The following is a 19938-nucleotide window of genomic DNA, read 5'->3' on the forward strand; positions in this document are numbered from 1 at the left end:
CCCAACGGGATTTTTCGGATTGTGATTTATATATGAATACGTTTACTGATAAGATTTTGCAATTTGTAAATAAGTATTATATTGATCCCATTATCTATGATAGTGGTTACAACCCGGTTAATACACTAACATGGGCCCTGATACTTGGTGCATGTGTTTTTGGTGTTATAAAGTTGCTTGACCGGATGAAAGTTGAAGTGGATGAACGCTTCATTTTTTCCATAATTCCTTTTGTCCTGGCAGGTTCGTCCCTCAGGGTGCTTGAGGATGCCAATGTATTCAGTGCTCCCCTGAAATATCTCTTTATTACTCCCAACATCTACTTCGTGGTTTTTGTTGTGACACTTGCCTGTCTGGTAGTATCCAAAAAACTCTATGATCTGGATGTTGTAGGCGACTGGAAAAAGACATTTGCCGCTGCAGGAGGATTGTGGTTTTTATCCAACCTGTACGCCCTGCTCTATTTTGAGGATATTGTAAGACCCGATGCGCTTGTCATGATTCTGGTGATAGGAACATTGGTTGCTTTTTCCATCTACGGCCTGGCACGCTGGCAGGGAATCGGCCTGATCACAGACAGGCTCAATTTCACCATTCTCTGGGTTCATTTAATGGATGCATCTTCCACATTTATCGGTATTGATATGCTGGGATATTATGAAAAACATGTTGTGCCTGCCTACCTGATCGATCTGACAGGCACGGCACTTGTGATGTATCCCCTCAAACTTGCGATATTCATCCCGGTGATCTATGTGCTGGATTCCCAGTTTAACGATAGCGAGGAATCAATATCTTTAAGAACTTTCGTAAAGATGGTTATTATTGTACTGGGATTGTCTCCTGCTACGAGAAACACACTGAGGATGGCACTGGGTATCTGAAATGAAACGCAATAATATTTTTCCCGGCTCTCTGGTTGCTGAAGACCTGCAGAGATACTTTATTTCACTGAAAAGCCTTTTTGTCCTGTCCGTTGCTGTATTTTTCATCTCGGCACTGGCCGGTTACATTTATACTTCCATGAATCCTGCCTCAGCTGACATGTCCCTGCAGGAGTTACAAAGCCTGGTGGATATCATCAAGGAACTTTCTCCCCTGCAGATAATGCTCTTTATTTTCCTGAACAATGCCCTGAAAAGCCTGGCGGTTATCCTGCTGGGTGTGAGTATAGGTGTCATTCCGCTTTTGTTCCTGGCTTATAACGGTTATGTGCTGGGTGCAGTGGCTTATGTGACCGGTGCCGAGGAGGGCCTTTCATTTGTTTTACTGGCGATAATTCCCCATGGCTTGATCGAGCTGCCGATGATATTTATCTCGGTTGCTATCGGAGTACGTATAGGATTGACCACTCTTGCCAAACTGCGGGGCCAGACAGTATCGGTAAAACAGGAAATAACAGCAGGTGTGGCTGTTTTCATACGTTTTGTAGCCCCTCTCTTGCTGGTGGCATCAGTGATCGAGACATTCGTTACACCCCTTTTCATTGCCCTTGTCTGAGGGCTTACAACAAATCTTTTATTCCAGATTCCTATTATGTTCAAGAAAGATTCACGAGGATTTTCCCATGATTGACAGGAAAGAGATCATCGATATAGTTAATGATTATAATACAGACAATATTCGGATAGGTACAGTAGCTTCCCACTCGGCTCTTGATGTTTTTGACGGGGCTATCGAGGAGGGTTTTCACACTCATGCCATATGCAAGAAGGGCCGTGAAAAGACCTATACAGATTATTTCCGCGCCCAGAGGGATCAGAATGGCAACGTTGTACGTGGTGTGGTCGATGATTATGTGAACTATGATAATTTCGATGAGGTCATGCTTGAGAAAAACCAGAAAAGCCTTGTGGACAATGATGTGCTTTTCATTCCCAACCGCTCCTTTACTTCCTACTGTGGAATCGATGAGATAGAGAATGATTTTGCAGTTCCGCTTGTGGGTAGCAGGAATATGTTGCGCAGCGAGGAAAGGGGACTGGAAAAGGATTATTACTGGCTGCTGGAAAAAGCGGGAATGCCTTTCCCGGAGAAGATCGCTGATCCACAGGATATCGATGAACTCTGTATTGTCAAATTGCCCCATGCTGTGAAAAAACTGGAGAGAGGATTCTTTACGGCTTCAAGTTATGAGGAGTATCTTGAGAAATCCGAATCCTTAATCAAGCAGGGAGTCATCACCCGCGAAGCGCTTGCAGAGGCGCGTATTGAGCGCTATGTTATCGGACCGGTGTTCAATTTTGACCTGTTCTATTCACCTCTTGAAGAGGAAATGAACCCTATCGAGTTGCTGGGCATTGACTGGAGGTTTGAGACAAGCCTGGACGGCCATGTGAGGCTGCCCGCTCCCCAGCAGATGGCCCTGGCAGAGCACCAGTTGACACCCGAGTATACGGTTTGCGGGCACAATACTGCAACCCTGAGGGAATCCCTGCTGGAGAAGGTTTTCGAACTGGCAGAGATGTACGTAGATGCTTCCAGGGAATACTATGACCCCGGTGTAATCGGCCCATTCTGCCTGCAGACCTGCGTGGACAAGGACCTGAACTTCTACATCTACGATGTGGCACCGAGGGTTGGCGGCGGTACCAATGTGCACATGTCCGTGGGCCACCCTTATGCCAATACCCTTTGGAGAAAACCCATGAGCACGGGACGCAGGGTAGCTTACGAGGTCAGAAGGGCCATCGAAACAGAACAGCTGGATAAGATAGTAACCTGATCTGAAATTTAGTTGACAGGATAATGCGGCGAAGCTGCCGCAATATCATTTTATTTATACCTTTGTATTCTTTTTTCGACCCCCTGTTTAGCAAGACTCTTATAGCATAATTCCATTATAATAATTATGAGAAGGGGACTAATCCTATACTCACCATTTATATATTGGGAGTGTTATAAATGAAAATTGTACATGCTCAAACTGTACTGACGGACGAGCAACTCGAAGCACTGAAGAAGAAAAGTAATGAATCTTCTACCAAGGACGCGCTCAGTATTGCAGTGCAACATTACCTCGAGTGTGAGTATACCGACATGAATGATGAAATGTGGACTCGCAAGCTAGAGAAGGTCGTACAGAAAAAGAACCAGAAATACTGAAAAGGAGAGTTTTAATGCAGATTCCAGAAATGTTTAAAAGAGACGATGCAGTATCCCCGGTCATCGGTGTCATTCTGATGGTCGCCATTACTGTCATCCTCGCAGCGGTTATAGCAGCGTTCGTATTCGGAATGGGTTCCCCAGAAGTATCCCCACAGGCAAGTTTGATGACAGATGACATTAAATTTGATAACTCCAACGATAACGCTTCAATCTATATCGACCATCAAGGTGGAGACAAAATTGATTTGTCTGAAGCAACCTTGACTGTAACTCAGGGAGATGAAATTGCCAAATTTTCCAAAATGAATGACTCTGAAGTTTTCTTTGAGGCAGGGGACTTGTTGATAGTCAATGTTAACACCACCAATAGTGGTATTATTTTGAATGGAGATGATCAAAGCCCTGTAGTTGATACTCAGTTTGAGATCGATTCTGAAGGAGACGATGTCAAGGTTTCGGTATCACATACACCGTCCGGTCAGCTTATTGCTGATATGAACTACGATGTATAAACCTTAACCTAAAACACTACACCCGCCGCAGCACTTGCGGCACCACTTTTTCTCTTTTTCCCAACAAACCCTGTTTTGCGTATGCCATGAATCCAATGGGACTCATGTTGTCATGTAACTTCGATTTATTAAGTCATTAATCGCCTCGGTTTGTGCCACAGCAAGGGCGTGGAATATAACTTCGAATTCAGATAAGTCGAACTTTAAATTGTTTCGTTTTGCGTAAATTCAATAGACTGGTGTGATCGCAGGAACCAACCAGACTAAAGAAAGTATAGTAAAAGTCAGCAGGCTCTTAAACGGAATTTTAGTATAACTCATTGCCAAAATTGGGATTGAAACCAAAAAGGAAACCATCAGTCCGATGGCAACCTGGGTAACAATTTGGAACTGGGCTAATTGAGTGTATACAAGAGTAAATAAGGAAATTGAAATTCCTATTAAGACAATATCCAGAATTAAGGAAACCCTGTTGTTCAACTCAATCTTTTCATTAAGTTTAATCAATCCGGCCCCGGCAATTATCGTGATGAAAGCCATTATGATATATTGCTCAAATCTATAGGGAACAGGTCCCAAAAACCTCAGATATTCGGATATGGTGGTTGAGAGGATTAGGTAAAATAGAAGGAAATAAATTGCAGGAAGGCAATTTTGGATTGTTTTACTGTAATCTCCGGATCTGATATAATCACTGGCCAGGAAGATAAATGAAACTAAAAATAAAAGGCCTGCAGCTAACTTTGAAAGCACGGAATCTATTGTAATAACATTAATTTGAGAATTAATTGGTTCTTTTTGTAAACTTGCAAGTGTAAAGTTTATGCATTCTTGCATAATATTTTCATCAAAGGTTTCGAGTAGGTGGCTGGAATTTTCGGAAATAACTAGTTTTTTAGCTGTATTGTCTTCAAAATTTCCATAAAGAACATTTTCTTCCAGATCTTTCCCGGTAAGCTGGAGTCCTACTTCTTTAAGTTTACCCGGGGGTACTATTGTGTCTTTAGCACCTGTTGCAAGAAGAAGATTTGTTGGAAAGATCTCAGGATTTTCTGGAGGATACCTGCCAGCAATAGCAAAAACCCCGTTTACATCCCTTTTTTCATAAGCCAGGTGATATGCAGTGTTCGCACCTCCGGAATGCCCGCCTATGACAATTTTTTCTGAATCGATTTGAGGTTGTTCTTTCAGGTACTCCAGAATAGTGCTAAACTGATCAACTTGCTCTTTTAGAAGGATATCTTTATCGTTGATTATTTCCCACTCGGGAACTCCTCCCTCAGATTTTCTATATGTGGGGCCTACTATAAGTATGGCAATATCCTCTTTTACAAAGCTTTTACCCCAATTCGTGTACATGGCCGGATCTGTACCGGAACCTGCACCAAAAAGGACACCTGGAAATTGGCCTGCATCATCTGGAACATATAAAGTTGCCACTACTTTACGCTCTTCTCCTGTAGAAAGAAGTAAGTGTTCAACTTCAAAGTCAGCTTCTGTATCCATTTCATTGGCAGTGAATCCCAGCCAACCTATTAATCCAATTAGTGCAAAGGTTATGAGTAAAATTTGTTTTTTATTAGCCATTTAATCATCCGGAGCAATTTACAAAGGGTGCAAATGGAAAAAAGATATATTTATGCTTTGTGTGATAGATTTTATATTTTTATAGAATATTGTTTAATTAAGTTATAATAATCAATTTATAATTGGCAGTCTTGTGACGGCAACTTTCATACTGGCTGCAGGGTTGAAGGAGAAGCTTGGAGTGGTCTGAAGCTAAAACACAAAGTACATTACAAATTATTGAGTTTAAACCATTGAAACATGGCAGGGATACAAGAAATTGATAAAGATCTAAAAGGTGACCTGGTACGCAAATCCATACATATACTATCCGGTCTGCTTTACATACCGCTTATTTATATTTCGGGACCTTTTGCATTTGAAGTTCTGGTTTTACTTGCATTAATTTATGCTCTTGTGATCATGTCCCTTTTAGTCCTTCATAGAATGCATTACCGGCCGGTTCTTGAAATGATTAAATGTTGGGGTCGGCAAAATGAAAATTATATCCCTCTAAAACCAACACTTTTGTTGCACACCGGAATTGGTATATCGGTATTGCTTTTTCCCGCCCACATTGTTTATGCATCTATAGCTATAACTGCCATGGGAGACGGGATCGCAACAATTTCGGGCAAAAAGATCGGTAAACATAAATTACCCTATTCCAAAATGAAATCTGTCGAAGGAACAATTGCAGGATTCGCAGCCGCCTTTTTAGGAGCAGCCCTTTTTGTCCCTTATCTGCAGGCACTTGTAGCAAGTGCAGCAAGTATGCTGCTGGAAAGTGTAATAGGGAGGGATATAAAAACGGATTCCTCGATAAAAACGGCATTCAACCTGTTAAAAAATGACAACTTGTTATTGCCTGTATTTTCAGGTTTTTTGATGGTTCTAACAGGTTGAATGATATTTATTTCCAATTGGCATCAATGGCAAAAAAGAATTGATGAAGGATCTCATCTGCCCTTTTAAAACAAACCTCGATAAAATTCATCAATTTCCCCAATGATTTCAGAATACATACTCATGTATTCATCAGTTGGTTTCATTTCGTATTTCGAATTCACATCATAGCATGATTCGAAATCTTTTCCTTCAGGGGCATCTGAAAGTCGATCTGCATATTTAGAATAGAGCATTTCAATAATTTCATTTGCCTCTGCCAGATCCAGATTCAGGGCCATCTTGCTCACCTCGCCCATAAATCTTGATTCCAGGCCAGTCGAATGATCAACTTTCTCTCCTTTGCCTCCAAGAGGTCCGATCAGCATTTCTCTGCCACAAACCGTATCACTTATGGCCTGAGCCGCGGTTTCATAAAACATCATATCGGTACAGCACCCTGCAATGTTGTGGAAGTATTTTGCTGTAGAATGTTGCATATTACGCGAAACCGCAAGGGAAGAAATATTTGAAGCCCACAATATTTCTTTTGTAGATGAAGAGTTTGTAGCCGAATCAATTGCTCCGCAGGCATGTATGCTTGCACTTGTAACCAGCCGGGATTGTATGGTTTCAGCAACATCAATAATAGCCAGTGCTTCTGGTGAATCTATAGCATCTTTTCCCAGAATGGGACATTGGCCGCTTATGAAATTATTCCCGTGCTCCTGATGGAATATGGATTTATGAAAAGTTTCAAAATCGGTTTGCAGATTATCGGATTGATAGACTTCATGAATATCATTCTTTGAATATAGCTCATTTGAAGATACGACCATATGTGCCTGTGAGGTATTTGGTGTTGCCGGACCTACAAGGGTCAACCCCTCCCTGCCGGCGATTTTTGTAGCCAGTCTTTCAAGTCTTGCTTCTTCTAAAGCTACAAACATTTCCTCTGGAGTATTGGTTCTTATAGGACCGTCATTGATTGTTTGCATGCATCCGGGATAGATCCCCTGGACTATAGGCTCAATCGCAGAACTGATATGGATATTCAGGAAATTTTTTTCAGAAACCTTCCCACCCATTGGTCCTCCTATAATTACAGGGGGCTTGCAATCCATTTCTGTCCTGCTGACAACATTTATTTTTTCCTTGAATCTCCCGATATCCACAGCGTTGGGTGTTCCAAGAGACTTCAATATTTCATCGTTATTTACCTGGATAGTTCTGCCTGTATCAGTACAGTATATTCCTACATTTGTCAGAAGTTCGATAGCGGCTGAAAAAACAGCATCTGCCATATCAAGTTCGTATGGTATGAATTCTTCGCCATCATTTATTATATCATAATCAGCAGCCAGTTCATTGGATAATTTTAAAACATCTTCATTATGTGTATCTTCACTTTTTTCTTCACCTGAAAAAGAGTTTCTTAGATATTTATATATGTCTGACATGTAGTATACCTCCTATATTTCTATTACTTATTCCCTTATATCAATAACTGATAATCTACAAACAACATTCAAAATATTACTAAACAAAATTAATTGTTTACAAAGTTATAGAATACAAGGTTTAGGTAATAAATATTTTAAAATAATTATTTTAAATATATTGCCTTAAATAAAAGTAAGAATAATTTGAACTTTTTTCATGTAAAGTCTCTACTTCTAAAAGTTAGATATATAATGGAAGGATACTTTATAGTTTAATTAAGGCGTAAAATCAAAGTGTTTTTGGTCACATTTGATATAAAATAATGTAAATCAAACACTTTTGTTATTGTTAGTTTAAACAGAACCTTTACGACTAAATATATGAAAATTTAAATTTGTTCATGGTTCTTATCATTATCAAAGGAGGCATGTAATGAGAAAAATGCAAAAAGGGCTTACAGACTTTTCAGACACTTTAAAGACACCGACACTATTGGTATCGTTATTTTTAGCTTTTGCATTTGTTTTAGCCGGGACGGTCTTTCCGGAGCGTTTCGGAGTTTATATGGATTTCACCTTTAATTGGATGGTCGCAAATCTTGGCTGGTCTTTCTTATTTGGTGGCAGTATTTTTTTATTGCTTATTGTATATTTGATGCTAAGTCCGCTTGGGGATATAAAACTGGGTGGGGACTATGAAAAACCTGCTTATTCCAATCTATCATGGTTTGCCATGCTTTTCAGTTGCGGAATGGGGATTGGCCTGCTTTTCTGGGGTGTTTCAGAACCGATATGGCATTATATGTGGCCACTCTATGAACAACCCAATACATCTGAATCCCTGCATGCCGCCATGAGGTATTCTTTCTTCCACTGGGGCTTCCATCCGTGGGCAATCTATTCTGTGGTTGCGGGCTCCTTAGCATATTTTTCCTACAGGAAAGGATTGCCAATGTTATTGAGTTCTACACTGGAACCTATACTGGGAAGAGAAGGTATTGATGGAAAATGGGGTATTGCTGTTAATACCATTGGTGTCCTTGCAACCCTGTTTGGTATTGCGACAACTCTTGGTTTAGGGGTTATGCAGATAGGCGCCGGGCTTGAGGAATTATTTGGTTATTCCAGCGGACCTACATTATGGGTAATGATAATTACTGTTGTTACGATTCTTGCGATAATGTCCACAGCATCCGGTATTGACCGGGGCATTAAATGGCTGAGCCAGATCAATCTGGGTGTGGCAGCTCTTTTAATGATTCTGATATTCATTCTTGGACCAACGCTATTTACCCTTGAGCTGTTTACTCATTCAGTAGGAGGATATTTGCAAAACTTGCTCCAGATGTCCTTTGGAACAGATCCTGCCGGAGTAGGAGCTGAAGGCTGGGGGGATTCCTGGACTATCTTCTACTGGGCATGGTGGATTGCCTGGGCACCATTTGTTGGATCCTTCATTGCCAGGGTTTCAAGGGGCCGGACAATCAGAAGTTTTGTTGTAGGGGTAATGCTTGCTCCTACAGTTGTCAGTATGGTATGGTTCAGTATATTTGGAGGATCTGCTCTGTTCATCGAGCATTTCGGAGCCGGTGGAATTGCTGGAGCTGTTGAAGTTGATTCTGCACTGGGCTTTTTCAGCATGCTTAGTTTTTTCCCTTTCTCTGATATCCTTATTGCAGTTGCAATGTTCTCAGTAGCCATCTTTTTCATAACTTCATCTGACTCGGGTACTTATGTCATAGGAATGCTGACCTCTAAAGGCAACCCCAATCCTCCGCTTCCACTGAGGATTATATGGGGTAGTCTTGAAGGAGCTGTTGCAGCAGTTCTTCTACTCGCTGGCGGACTGGGTGCCCTCCAGACAGCTTCAGTAGTCGGAGGATTCCCCTTCATGATAGTTATGCTTTTGATGCTCTATTGCTTATTGAAAGCATTATTTATGGAACTGCAGGAAGAGTCGCTGCCGTTGGAGAGGGCTAAATTAAGGGCAACAATTAATGAAATTAGAACACGGGACAATCAAAAGGACAAAGAGTGAGAACTGATATCCGATCGTTTAAGGGATGATTTGATGGAAGTTACATCATCCCTTTAATTTCTTGTTTTTCATTTCATCATAAATCTTTATCTATGCACCCGTTGCAGCACATGCAGCAACCACTTTTCTCTTTTTCCCCGAAACCTCAGTTTTGTGTATGCCCTGAATTCAATGCCACTCATTTTTTATTGACAATATTGCTCGACCGAGGAAATATATTTATGTAATCTAATTATTTGTTATTAATTGTACATGTCTTTTAAAAACAATCTTTGCAATGATGCGGATGGCCTTGCTCCGGTAGTTGGTACAATCCTGATGGTCGGGATTGTAGTCGTACTGGCTGCGGTTATTGGCACACAGGCTCTTTCTGTTGATACGCCTGATGACCACTACGAGCGGTTCAAGGAGATTACCGAGCAGGACATAAATTCCGAAACCCTTCCTGATGGCCTTGTGGCCCGCTGGAGTTTTGAAGGCAACTATGAGGATGTTACTGGTAATGGGAATGATGGTTCTGCTGTTGATGATGTCAGTTTTACTGATGGGATCTCCGGTCAGGCAATCCAGCTGGATGGGGATAGTTATGTGGAAGTGCCTTCTTCGGAATCACTGAATATCACGGATGAGATCACGCTTGTGGCCTATGTTAAGTGGACGATTGATCCGGCAGACGGGGATAAATGGGCAAACATTGTTTGCAAAGATGTCATAGGTGAGTGGAATGCTGCATATAGGCTTCAGCATGGAAATTCTCTTCTTTCTCCAAATACTGATTTTGAATTTGCAATTGATCGAGGGGGCAATAAATATGTTCAATCTGATGATGGTCCTGCTATAAACGATTGGTACAAGATTGCAGGCACATATAATGGTTCTGAAATGATTCTTTATATTAATGGAAATATGGTGGGTTCTGATGAGTTATCAGGCCCTATCACGGCAAGTAATGGAGGGAAACTATACATTGGTACAGATACTCCCTCTAAAGCCCGTAAATTCATCGGCTGCATCGATGAGGTGCAGATATACAACCGTGCCCTTTCACAGGCCGAGATTCGGTCCATAGGAAACTGATAGCCTGTAACTAATTTAAAAAAAAACCGCCTTGTGGGCGGCAACCTGTTGTCTTCACCCAAGACTGCAATCCGCAATCTCGTTCGCCATTTTTTCCTGCATCAATTTTCGCACTTCTGACAGGTCGGATGTCTGGCCCAGTACACACATAAGTTTTACAAGGGCAACTTCTGATAACATGTCTTCGGCTTCGATTGCTCCGGCTTTGAGCATATCCGTGCCGGTGTCATAGACACGGTCACAGACACGTCCGTGCAGGCACTGGGATGCGATCACTATCGGTATGTTTGCTTGTGTTGCACGCTTGATCTCAGGGACCCAGTCGGTGGACACATGACCCAGCCCGGTTCCTTCTATTACAATGCCCTTGTATCCTGCATCGATATAATTGCCCAGGATTTCGGGTCTTGCACCGGGTGTGAACTTGACAATAGCACATTCGGGCTCGATCTTATCCCTGAGAGCCAGTTCTGTCTCTCCGCGTGCGGTGTATTCTGATTCTGTGGTGATCTGTCCTGTGGCATAATCCACAAAACCAATCGGGCGGGAATTGATGGACTGGAAAGCATCCCTGCGTGAGGTGTGCATTTTCCGGACTCTGGTAGCATAATGTATGCCGCAGCGATCATCGGAACTGCTCTCATGCATGACCGTGCAAACTTCTGCAATATCACTGACAGCAACCTTTGTTGCACAGATTGCATTCATCACATTGTCACTGCTTGGCCTGTCTGCACTGCGCTGGGAACCTACAAAAACAACAGGCACCGGTGTGTCAAGCATGAATGCCAGAGCTGCTGCGGAATACATCATCGTATCGGTACCATGAGCAATCACTATGCCGTCTGCTCCGTTGTCAATTTCTTCATATACGGCCCGGGCAAGCTCTGTCCAGATCTGTGGTGTCATGTTCTCGGACAGGATATTCGCAACAACCCGTCCTCTTATATTGGCAATATCATCAAGTTCAGGGATTGTACGGACAATATCATCTGCAGAGCACTGTGAGCTCACAGCACCGCTACGGTAATCGATCTTACTGGCAATGGTACCTCCTGTGGAGATAAAAACTACATTTTTAAGTCCTTTATTTTTGGTTACCTTGCCCTGCTTTTCTGGCTTTTGTATTTCTTTTTTAGGCTCCAGGAAAGTGATCTCTGTACCATCCGGCTCTATTCCTACATTGTATCCACTGACCATCTTCAGCACAATATGGCCGGTGACACTGGGCATTACAACCCCCTCATAGGCAGTTCCGCCCTTCTCGACCCTTATCCTGTCTCCTTCTTTGTAATCCATAATTATCCCTGCAATGAATTTATCATCTTATTTTTGCTGTATGTAATCTTCAACAACCTGCATCAGCTTTTCAATGGAATCTGTGGTATGGTCCCTGATCCTTTCAACCTCTTCGGTCCACATTCCTGTTTTCGTACCAAAATTGTCGATTGATGTTTTCATGGCTTCTGGGGCAGGTCCTCCAGTGATTTTTCTTTTCTGTATGTTGAGCATTGGGTCCAGAGCCTGTTTTACCATATCCTCATTCAATCCCTTTTCTGTCAGGCTTTCCCCGAGGACCGTGCGTCCCACGGCTTCTACGTCTTCCAGGGTCGGTTCGACATCTCCTTTTGCCAGGATCCCCACAATCTGGTGTGCGGTCCTGAAAGGTATCCCGCATTCCCTGACCAGCGTGTCAGCAAGTTCGGTGGCGGTAGTAAATCCGGTTGAAGCCTGTAATTCCATAGTATTATTGTTAACTTTCATGCTATCCAGCATACCTGCCATGATCCTCACCGATGCACGTGTGGTTTCCACGGACCTCCAGATATGAGGACTGGCGTCCTGCATATCCCTGTTATAACTCATTGGCAGGGATTTGCAGACCGTGAGTAATGACATCAGGCTTCCCACAGCGATCCCGCTTTTGCCTCTCACAAGCTCTGCAGTATCAGGATTCTTTTTCTGTGGCATTATTGATGAGGTGGATGCATATTGGTCGGACAATTCAATAAAACCAAACTCCGTAGAAGACCACAGGACCAGTTCCTCTGATATCCTGCTCATCTCGATCATAATGTTTGCAAGTACAGAAGCCGTTTCCAGCAGGAAATCCCGGCCACTGACTGCATCCATGGAATTTTGCATTACTTCTTCAAACCCGAGCAACTCTGCAGTCCTGTTCCTGTCGATCGGAAAACCCGTGGAAGCAAAAGCCGCAGCTCCGAGGGGACAGCGGTTGATCCTGTCAAGACATCCAAGTATTCTTTCCACGTCTCTTCCCAGGCTCTCCGCGTGGCCCATGATATGGTGGGCCAGTGTGGTAGGTTGGGCATGCTGCAGGTGTGTATATCCCGGCATGATGGTATCATGGTTCTCAGATGCAATCTTTGCCATAGTGTTAACAAGCTGCAACATCTCTTCTGCCAGTTCCAGTACTTCTTTGCGCAGTCTCAAACGGATACAGGTGGCCACTTCATCATTGCGGGAGCGGCCGGAATGCATCCTTCCACCTACGTCTTCTCCTGCCATATCAATAAGTCTGGCTTCCAGGGATATGTGTATATCTTCGTAACTATGATCAAGGGAATCGATACCCTCTTCGCGGATGCGTTTCAATCCATCCAGGATTTTGGCACAATCATCTGCGGGGATGATTCCCTGCTCTTTCAGCATGACCGTGTGGGCAAAATCCACCAGGACATCAGAATCAAATATCCATTTATCGTCTTCCATGGATGAAGTATAACGCATTATTTCCTCGTCCGGGAGAGAATCAAGGCGTCCTCTTCTTAAAATATCACTCATGATTATTCCTCAAATGAACAATTTTAAAGGGTCTGCCCACATGAAAAGTGGTTTAATGGGACTTTCTGGCTGCCCTTCTATTTAAGGTCTTATCAAATAAAAGTAGCTGTTCTGATAAATTTAATTCTTTAATTTTCGGCTACAGGAAGTTTAATATGCACTTCTGTTCCCTTTCCTTCACCTTCACTTTCCACCCAGATTTCTCCATCGTGTGCCTCTACTATGGTTTTGGAGATATAGAGACCAAGCCCTGTACCGCCATATTTACGTTTCTGGGAAGAATCTATCTGGTAAAATCTCTGGAATAAATTGTCTATCATATCTTTCGGTATGCCGATTCCCGTATCTTTGATATTTATATGTATGTATTCATCTTCTTTGTTTGCAAAGATAGTAATTGAACCGCCCTTTGGAGTGAATTTGATAGAATTATCTATTATATTGGTAAACATATCAGTAAGTTTGTCCCGATCTCCTTTTATTGAAGGAAGGTCCGGTTCGATTTTCTTAATCATTTCCAGGTTTTTCTCTTCTGTCTGGATTTGCAGGTCCTCTATAATCTGATCTGTCAGTTCGGATATATTCAAGGTTTCAAAATCATACTTAACAGTGCCTGCCTGTGTGCGACTGAGGTATAGCAGTGAATCCACGAGTCTCTGCAGCCTTTTTGTATTACGCATCACGGTTTCTTCTGCATGTTTCTGTTCTTCTCCCAGTTCACCGAGGCTGCCGTCATTTAGAAGTTCTGTATAACCCATGATCGATGTGAGGGGTGTTTTCAATTCATGGCTCACATTGGAAAGGAATTCATCTTTCATTTTATCCAGTGACTTCAATTCCTCATTTGCCTTTGCCAGGTCTTCTGCATATTTCCTGAGTTCTTCTTCGGCCCTTTTACGTTCGGTAATATCACGGGCCACAACCAGGATTGTAGGTTTATCATTATATTCTATGACACGGGCACTGATTTCCACAGGAATTGTAGTATCATCCTTGCGTCTGTATGTAGCCTCAAAGATGGCATGCCCCTTTTCTTTGACCTCTTTGATCCTTTGGGGTATCTCTTCCATAGAAAGACTGGTGTTTATTTCTTTTGTTTTCATGCGGAGTAATTCATCCCTGCTGTAACCCACGGTTTCACAGGCCGCCTTATTAACTTCCATGATGTTGCCTTTAAGGTCGTGCATAAAGATCGCATCATTGGTGCTGGCAAAAATTGTGCGGAACTTCTCTTCTGATTTTTCAAGTTCCTTTTCAGCTTTGCGGCGCTGTACGATTCTCCACATTCCCTGCATAAGGAGGGTAAGCTGTCTTACATCAGAACTGTCATAATTTTCATTCTTATTCCCCACACCTGCAAGGGCTACAATCTTACCTCGCTCAAAAATAGGTACATCCATATGGCGAATCAGTTCCACATGGTCCTTTGGGTATCCACTTTTCCTGGCATGTGGTTTTTTGTAATCGTTATTTATAAATGGTCGTCTTTGTCGTATACTTTCTCCCCAGAGTCCCACATCTTCGATCTTGTATTCTATCTTTTTGTCCTTAATTTTACAACGATTCATTGGGGTGTCGGACCAGGATTTCAGTTGTATGCTACCTATATCTTCATCTACAAATGCAAGATAGCCAATCTTGCTTTCTGTAAGTCTAACTCCCTCAGCTCTTGCAAAATCGATGATTTCTTCCAGGGAGGCCTCTGTCATCTGGTTAAGCTTTACAAGGGTTTCCAGGCGAGATTCATCCAGGTGGAGGGCTTCTTCGGCCTTCATGCGGTCACTGATATCTTCAACAATCCCGACTCCTCCCAACAGCTCGCCATCTTCTGATATATAGGGGCTGTAATCGGCTTTTATGGGGGTTACTTTTTCACTTGTGGTGGAATGATAATTTCCCTCATAATGACCGGAGCGTCTCTGGAATACAGATTTTACGGCTTCATACATCTTTTTGTCTTTTAAGTCCTTGAGTATGTTGAAACCGATTATTTGTTCTCTGGTCACCTCGAGTATTTGCATTATATTCTCGTTGCAGTGAGTTATTACCCCATTTTCATCAAAATGGAATATTCCTAGGGGTGAATTCTCAAAGATCAATCTGTATTTTTTTTCAGATTCCCGCATAGCCTCTTCGGCCATTTTACGGTCTGTAATATCAATTATGATCCCCTGGTAGTAAGAAGGTTCTCCAACTTCATCTCTTCCTATAAAGGACCGCTCGATCACCCAGCGTATATCTCCGGATTTGGTGAGTATGCGGTATTCCTTGGAAAAAAAGATCTTGCCTTCAATTTCATGTTCGTTGACCTCGCTGCGTACCATATCAAGGTCCTCGGGACATATTATGTCTCCATAGACAAGTTTGCCGGAAGTGAAATCTTCGGGCGTATAACCAAACTGGGAAATGTTTCCGGATACGAATTCCACGGGCCAGTCTTTTTCTGCAGTCCACAGGAAAGCCACTACAGGACTGTTTTTATAGATTTCTTCGAGTTTCCTGTCCGAACGGAGTCTTTTACGTAAGGTTTTCTGGCTTATCTTCTGCTCGCTAACGCTTTCTACAGTACAGATCATCCCGTCATAATTTCCTTCCTTGTTGAGTAAAGGAATCAATCTGCCTGTCTGGAAACTTAAATTGCCACCCTTTGTAATGATTGGCATAGTTTTGTAGGGAATGGGTTTAAGAGAATCTCTCGCTCTCAGGAACATTTCCCTGAAATGGGCTTCATCACCAACGCTGTGGCGGGAAGCAGACATATATTGTTCCAGTTTATTCCCCACTACTTCTTCGCTTTTGATACCGGTGATTTCTTCCATTCCTTTGTCAAAATAGATGAAAACCTCGTCTTTGTCAACGGCCCACATGCCTTTGCAAATAGTGTCAAGTATCCTTTCCAGAAGATTTTCCATTGTAGTACCCTTTGTCATCTCGCCCATAAAAAATTACAATAAATGGTATCTGGCTGATTCAATTAATATTTTATCATTAGTTTCATGCTGTCTTTTTATTTTTTCCCTTGAATGGGAAATGCAGCATATAACCTGCTGCCATTGTTAGTATTATAGTGGCTCCGGAAGGTACGTCTAAGTAGTAGGATAAAAACAGGCCTGTAAAAGTAAATACCGTGCCGAATATTACGGCAAGTATCATCATCCTGTCAAGTCTGTCTGTAAACTCACGGCTCAATGATGCCGGTATTGTTAACAGGGCGATCACAAGGATCAATCCTACAACTCTGATCATGACTATTATAGTAAGGGCTATCAGGCAAAGCATGTACAGACTAAGTTTTTCAACCGGTAGTCCTGAGACCTGTGCAAATTCTTCATCAAAACTTATGGCCATGAATTCTTTGTAGAGCAGATAGACACTTACAATGATCAGGGTATCAATTAATATCATCAAATAGAGGTCATTTATAGGAACTGTCAGTATATTGCCAAAAAGGTAGGTCATAAGATCCGGTGCATATCCCGGTGTAAGGCCTATGAATAGGACTCCCAGTGCCATACCTACAGACCATAGTATTCCGATTGCGGTATCTTCGGCGATATTGGTACGTCTGTTGACAAGGCCTATTACAAGTGCAGAAAGCAGACTGAAGGGCAGGACACTGAAAAGGGGATTCATTCCCAGGTAATAACCCAGGCCAATTCCTCCAAAAGAGGCATGTGCGATTCCTCCGCTTATGAAAACGATTTTCCTGACAACCACATATACCCCGATAATCCCGCACGCTATGCTGGCCAGCAGGCCTGCAACGATAGCATTTTGCATGAATGTGAATTGTAAGATATCCAGCATATTCGATCTCCTCAATGGGCTTTCAATACCCTGTGGGGTACACCATGTGCTATCATTTCCACGGGGCACTTATAGGCTTCTTCCAGGTCTTCTGGTTTCAATTCTTTAGTACCATGGTAGTAGAGTTTCTGGTTTAGACAGGCCACTTTATCAACATATACTGAGACCGCACTTATATCATGGGTGACCATAATGATTGTTACACGGGATTTGAGTTCTTCAAGTATTTCATAGAACTCTTTTTGCATAGTTGTATCTATTCCGGCCACAGGTTCATCAAGAAGTAACAGTTTTGGTTCTGTGGCAAGTGCCCGGGCTATGAAAACCCTTTGCCTCTGCCCGCCGGAAAGTTCGGCAATATGGCGATCCCTGTATTCATACATTTTGACCTTTTCCAGGGATTCCTTCACCACTTTCCTGTCATTGGGATTGTATTTCCTGAAAAGGGATTTCTTTCCAATGCGTCCCATCATAACAACATCCCATACATTGATCGGAAAATCCAACCTTGATGCACTGTGCTGGGGAACATAACCTACAATATTCCTCCCTTCCTTCGGTTTTTTACCGAATATACGTACATCGCCACTGTCTGGTTCTATCAGGCCGAGAATTACTTTTAATAAAGTACTTTTTCCCCCGCCGTTAGGTCCAATGATCCCCAGAAAAGTACCTTCCTGCACGTCAAGGTTTATCTCTTTGAGGGCAGGCACATCGTGGTAGTACGACCACACATTTTTTATTTCCACTGCATGCGGATGGTTATTTAAGTCCTTCACGGAAAGCCTCTGTTACTTTATACATATTGTCTGTATAATTGCGTGCAAGGGGGTCCACTTTCACAACTTTGCCGTCCATTTCTTCTGCAACGGCTTCTGCACTCTGTGTACTGAATTGGGACTGCACAAAGATAACAGTTATGTTTTCCTGCTTTGCAAAAGTTATGATCTCACTGAGCTGTCTTGCACTTGCTTCCTTACCTTCGGTTTCGATGGGTACCATATTAAGGTCGTACCTTTCTGCAAAGTATCCCCATGCAGGATGATAGACCATGAAACTATTCCCTGACTTATTTTCAAGTGTTTCCTGGATCTCCATGTCAAGCGATTTAAGTTCCTTGGTGTAGGAATCCCGGTTTTGTGTATATGTTTCTTCGTTGGATGGGTCAATTTCAACCAGGGCTTTGTATATGTTATCGACCATTATAATTGCATTATTGGGATCATTCCATACATGAGGGTCCATTCCTTCTCCCATTGGCCTCAGATCAATTTCCTTGGAAGAATTAACAAGTAACATATCTTCATTTATGTCCTTTATTTTTTCCAGCCATACCTTTTCAAAAGGTAATCCGGAACCAACTTTTACGTATATTTCCGCTTTGCTGAGTTCTTTTAGCTGACTTGAAGTTGGTTCATAAGTTGCAGGACTTGCACCCGGGGGGATCATCACAATTGTTTCAACATGCTCTCCCCCAATCTTTTCCACAAATTCAGCCTGAGGAAGTATGCTTACAACAACGGTTGTTTTTTCCTGCTGGTCTGAACTGTTTTCCTCCATACAACCTGAAGTAGCAACTATGGCCAGTATTAATATAAGCAAAAACATATTTTTGGCATGGGTCCAAAAACGAACGTTTCTATAAATCGGTTCCATAATATATCTTCCTTATGGCATGGTTTATATATAAGCATTTTTGATTTTGTATCCACTATAATGTGTTTCAAACTTTAAATTCTTTGGCATTTTGGTACTACTCAAAAAATCTATTTCTAAATTGTTATGGCCGCACCGCCACATTTATTGTTCCACTGTTGGGAATATGGCTACAATACAATTCTAACACAAAAAAAATATTTATACATTTATCATTATACACTTCACCATGACTAATAATATCTGGCGTATTGCCCTGGTGAGCATTCTGCTATTTCTCGCTTTTTCAGGTTGCACCACAACAACGGATGAAACCTCCGTCTCCAATGATGATGTTCTTTTCCAGATATCTACAATTGATTCTTTAATTGCCGGTTCCTATGATGGGGTTATGCCGGTTTGCGAGCTTAAAGAACAGGGTGACCTGGGTCTGGGTACCTTTGACCGGCTGGATGGTGAAATGATCGTTATGGGCGGTGAAGTTTATCAGGCAAAGGCAGATGGACATATTTATCAGGTAAACGATACGACTACCACTCCCTTTGCTGCAGTGACCTTTTTTGAAGCAGATGATACGATTACAATTGGGTCAGGTACAGATTATTCATTTTTACAATCCACCATTAAAGAAATGGTTCCCGGCCCCAATCTCATGTATGCATTGAAAATAGAGGGAACATTTGCAAACATAAGTATACGAAGTGTCCCTGCCCAGAGTAAGCCCTATCGACCTCTACTTGATGTGGTAGCAGAAGAGGAAGCTGTGTATCATCATGAAAGCATAAATGGTACTATGGTGGGGTTCTTGCTTCCTTATTATATTGAGAATATCAATGTGCCAGGTTATCATTTCCACTTCATAGATGCAAACCGAACAATCGGAGGCCATGTGCTTGCATGTAATCTGACCTCTGGCACTGTTGAACTGGATTATACATATGATTTCACCCTGTCAATTCCCGAATCATCATCGTTCTCTGATGCATTGCCCGGGGATAAAGATGCCCTTAAAGCCATTGAGCAATAAGTAACCTTTTTCTTT

At 42.2% G+C, this 19938-nt stretch carries 17 protein-coding genes; 9 read left to right on the forward strand and 8 right to left on the reverse strand.

What is annotated here, in order from left to right; genetic code table 11:
• Positions 1–32: 32 nt before the first annotated feature.
• The 5 genes from BKM01_RS02880 (at position 33) to BKM01_RS11005 (ending at position 3620) form a co-directional block, all read left to right on the forward strand.
• Complete coding sequence (locus BKM01_RS02880; protein ID WP_072360082.1) at positions 33–884, forward strand: DUF63 family protein; 852 nt, start codon at positions 33–35, stop codon at positions 882–884.
• A 1-nt stretch (position 885) separates the two neighbouring features.
• Positions 886–1500, forward strand: coding sequence for a stage II sporulation protein M (locus BKM01_RS02885; protein ID WP_072360080.1), 615 nt, complete (start codon positions 886–888; stop codon positions 1498–1500).
• Between the two features lie 67 nt (positions 1501–1567).
• The gene (locus BKM01_RS02890) at positions 1568–2725 is read left to right on the forward strand and encodes a formate--phosphoribosylaminoimidazolecarboxamide ligase family protein (protein ID WP_072360078.1); all 1158 of its coding nucleotides are present in this window, start codon (positions 1568–1570) and stop codon (positions 2723–2725) included.
• A gap of 179 nt (positions 2726–2904) precedes the next feature.
• Entirely contained in the window at positions 2905–3105 is a 201-nt protein-coding gene (locus tag BKM01_RS02895) for a DUF5371 domain-containing protein (RefSeq protein WP_072360076.1), read from the forward strand.
• Between the two features lie 14 nt (positions 3106–3119).
• The gene (locus BKM01_RS11005) at positions 3120–3620 is read left to right on the forward strand and encodes a type IV pilin (protein ID WP_072360074.1); all 501 of its coding nucleotides are present in this window, start codon (positions 3120–3122) and stop codon (positions 3618–3620) included.
• A 228-nt stretch (positions 3621–3848) separates the two neighbouring features.
• On the opposite strand, the gene BKM01_RS02905 is transcribed toward BKM01_RS11005, so the two are convergent.
• The gene (locus BKM01_RS02905; RefSeq protein ID WP_072360068.1) at positions 3849–5207 is read right to left on the reverse strand and encodes an alpha/beta hydrolase family protein; all 1359 of its coding nucleotides are present in this window, start codon (positions 5205–5207) and stop codon (positions 3849–3851) included.
• Between the two features lie 240 nt (positions 5208–5447).
• Between BKM01_RS02905 and BKM01_RS02910 the strand changes: the two genes are divergently transcribed.
• Positions 5448–6092 carry a diacylglycerol/polyprenol kinase family protein gene (locus BKM01_RS02910; RefSeq protein ID WP_072360066.1) on the forward strand — a complete coding sequence of 215 codons (645 nt, stop codon included), beginning with the start codon at positions 5448–5450 and terminating at the stop codon, positions 6090–6092.
• A gap of 65 nt (positions 6093–6157) precedes the next feature.
• Here BKM01_RS02910 and BKM01_RS02915 read toward each other — a convergent pair whose 3' ends face one another.
• A complete protein-coding gene (locus BKM01_RS02915) occupies positions 6158–7531 on the reverse strand; it encodes a monomethylamine:corrinoid methyltransferase (RefSeq protein ID WP_072360064.1) in 1374 nt (457 codons plus the stop codon).
• Between the two features lie 415 nt (positions 7532–7946).
• Between BKM01_RS02915 and BKM01_RS02920 the strand changes: the two genes are divergently transcribed.
• Positions 7947–9551, forward strand: coding sequence for a BCCT family transporter (locus BKM01_RS02920; RefSeq protein WP_072360062.1), 1605 nt, complete (start codon positions 7947–7949; stop codon positions 9549–9551).
• A gap of 252 nt (positions 9552–9803) precedes the next feature.
• Positions 9804–10628 carry a LamG-like jellyroll fold domain-containing protein gene (locus BKM01_RS02925; protein ID WP_072360060.1) on the forward strand — a complete coding sequence of 275 codons (825 nt, stop codon included), beginning with the start codon at positions 9804–9806 and terminating at the stop codon, positions 10626–10628.
• Positions 10629–10682: 54 nt separating this feature from the next.
• On the opposite strand, the gene gatD is transcribed toward BKM01_RS02925, so the two are convergent.
• The 6 genes from gatD to BKM01_RS02955 all read right to left on the reverse strand — a co-directional run bounded on the left by gatD (position 10683) and on the right by BKM01_RS02955 (position 18896).
• Entirely contained in the window at positions 10683–11927 is a 1245-nt protein-coding gene (gene gatD / locus BKM01_RS02930) for a Glu-tRNA(Gln) amidotransferase subunit GatD (RefSeq protein WP_072360058.1), read from the reverse strand.
• A 27-nt stretch (positions 11928–11954) separates the two neighbouring features.
• Complete coding sequence (gene argH / locus BKM01_RS02935; RefSeq protein WP_072360056.1) at positions 11955–13433, reverse strand: argininosuccinate lyase; 1479 nt, start codon at positions 13431–13433, stop codon at positions 11955–11957.
• A gap of 128 nt (positions 13434–13561) precedes the next feature.
• Positions 13562–16372: a PAS domain S-box protein gene (locus BKM01_RS02940; protein ID WP_072360054.1), complete on the reverse strand. Its 2811-nt coding sequence runs from the start codon at positions 16370–16372 to the stop codon at positions 13562–13564.
• Positions 16373–16427: 55 nt separating this feature from the next.
• On the reverse strand, positions 16428–17240 hold the full coding sequence (locus BKM01_RS02945; RefSeq protein WP_072360052.1) for a metal ABC transporter permease: 813 nt from the start codon (positions 17238–17240) through the stop codon (positions 16428–16430).
• Positions 17241–17251: 11 nt separating this feature from the next.
• Positions 17252–18019 carry a metal ABC transporter ATP-binding protein gene (locus BKM01_RS02950; protein WP_084006297.1) on the reverse strand — a complete coding sequence of 256 codons (768 nt, stop codon included), beginning with the start codon at positions 18017–18019 and terminating at the stop codon, positions 17252–17254.
• A complete protein-coding gene (locus BKM01_RS02955) occupies positions 18003–18896 on the reverse strand; it encodes a metal ABC transporter solute-binding protein, Zn/Mn family (protein ID WP_084006296.1) in 894 nt (297 codons plus the stop codon). Before BKM01_RS02955 ends, BKM01_RS02950 begins: the two co-directional genes overlap by 17 nt.
• A 229-nt stretch (positions 18897–19125) precedes the next feature.
• Between BKM01_RS02955 and budA the strand changes: the two genes are divergently transcribed.
• Positions 19126–19923 (forward strand): acetolactate decarboxylase, encoded by a 798-nt coding sequence (gene budA / locus BKM01_RS02960; RefSeq protein WP_072360050.1) that lies wholly within the window; start codon positions 19126–19128, stop codon positions 19921–19923.
• Positions 19924–19938: the final 15 nt, after the last annotated feature.

It is taken from the genome of Methanohalophilus portucalensis, assembly GCF_002761295.1.
GTDB classification, from domain to species: domain Archaea; phylum Halobacteriota; class Methanosarcinia; order Methanosarcinales; family Methanosarcinaceae; genus Methanohalophilus; species Methanohalophilus portucalensis.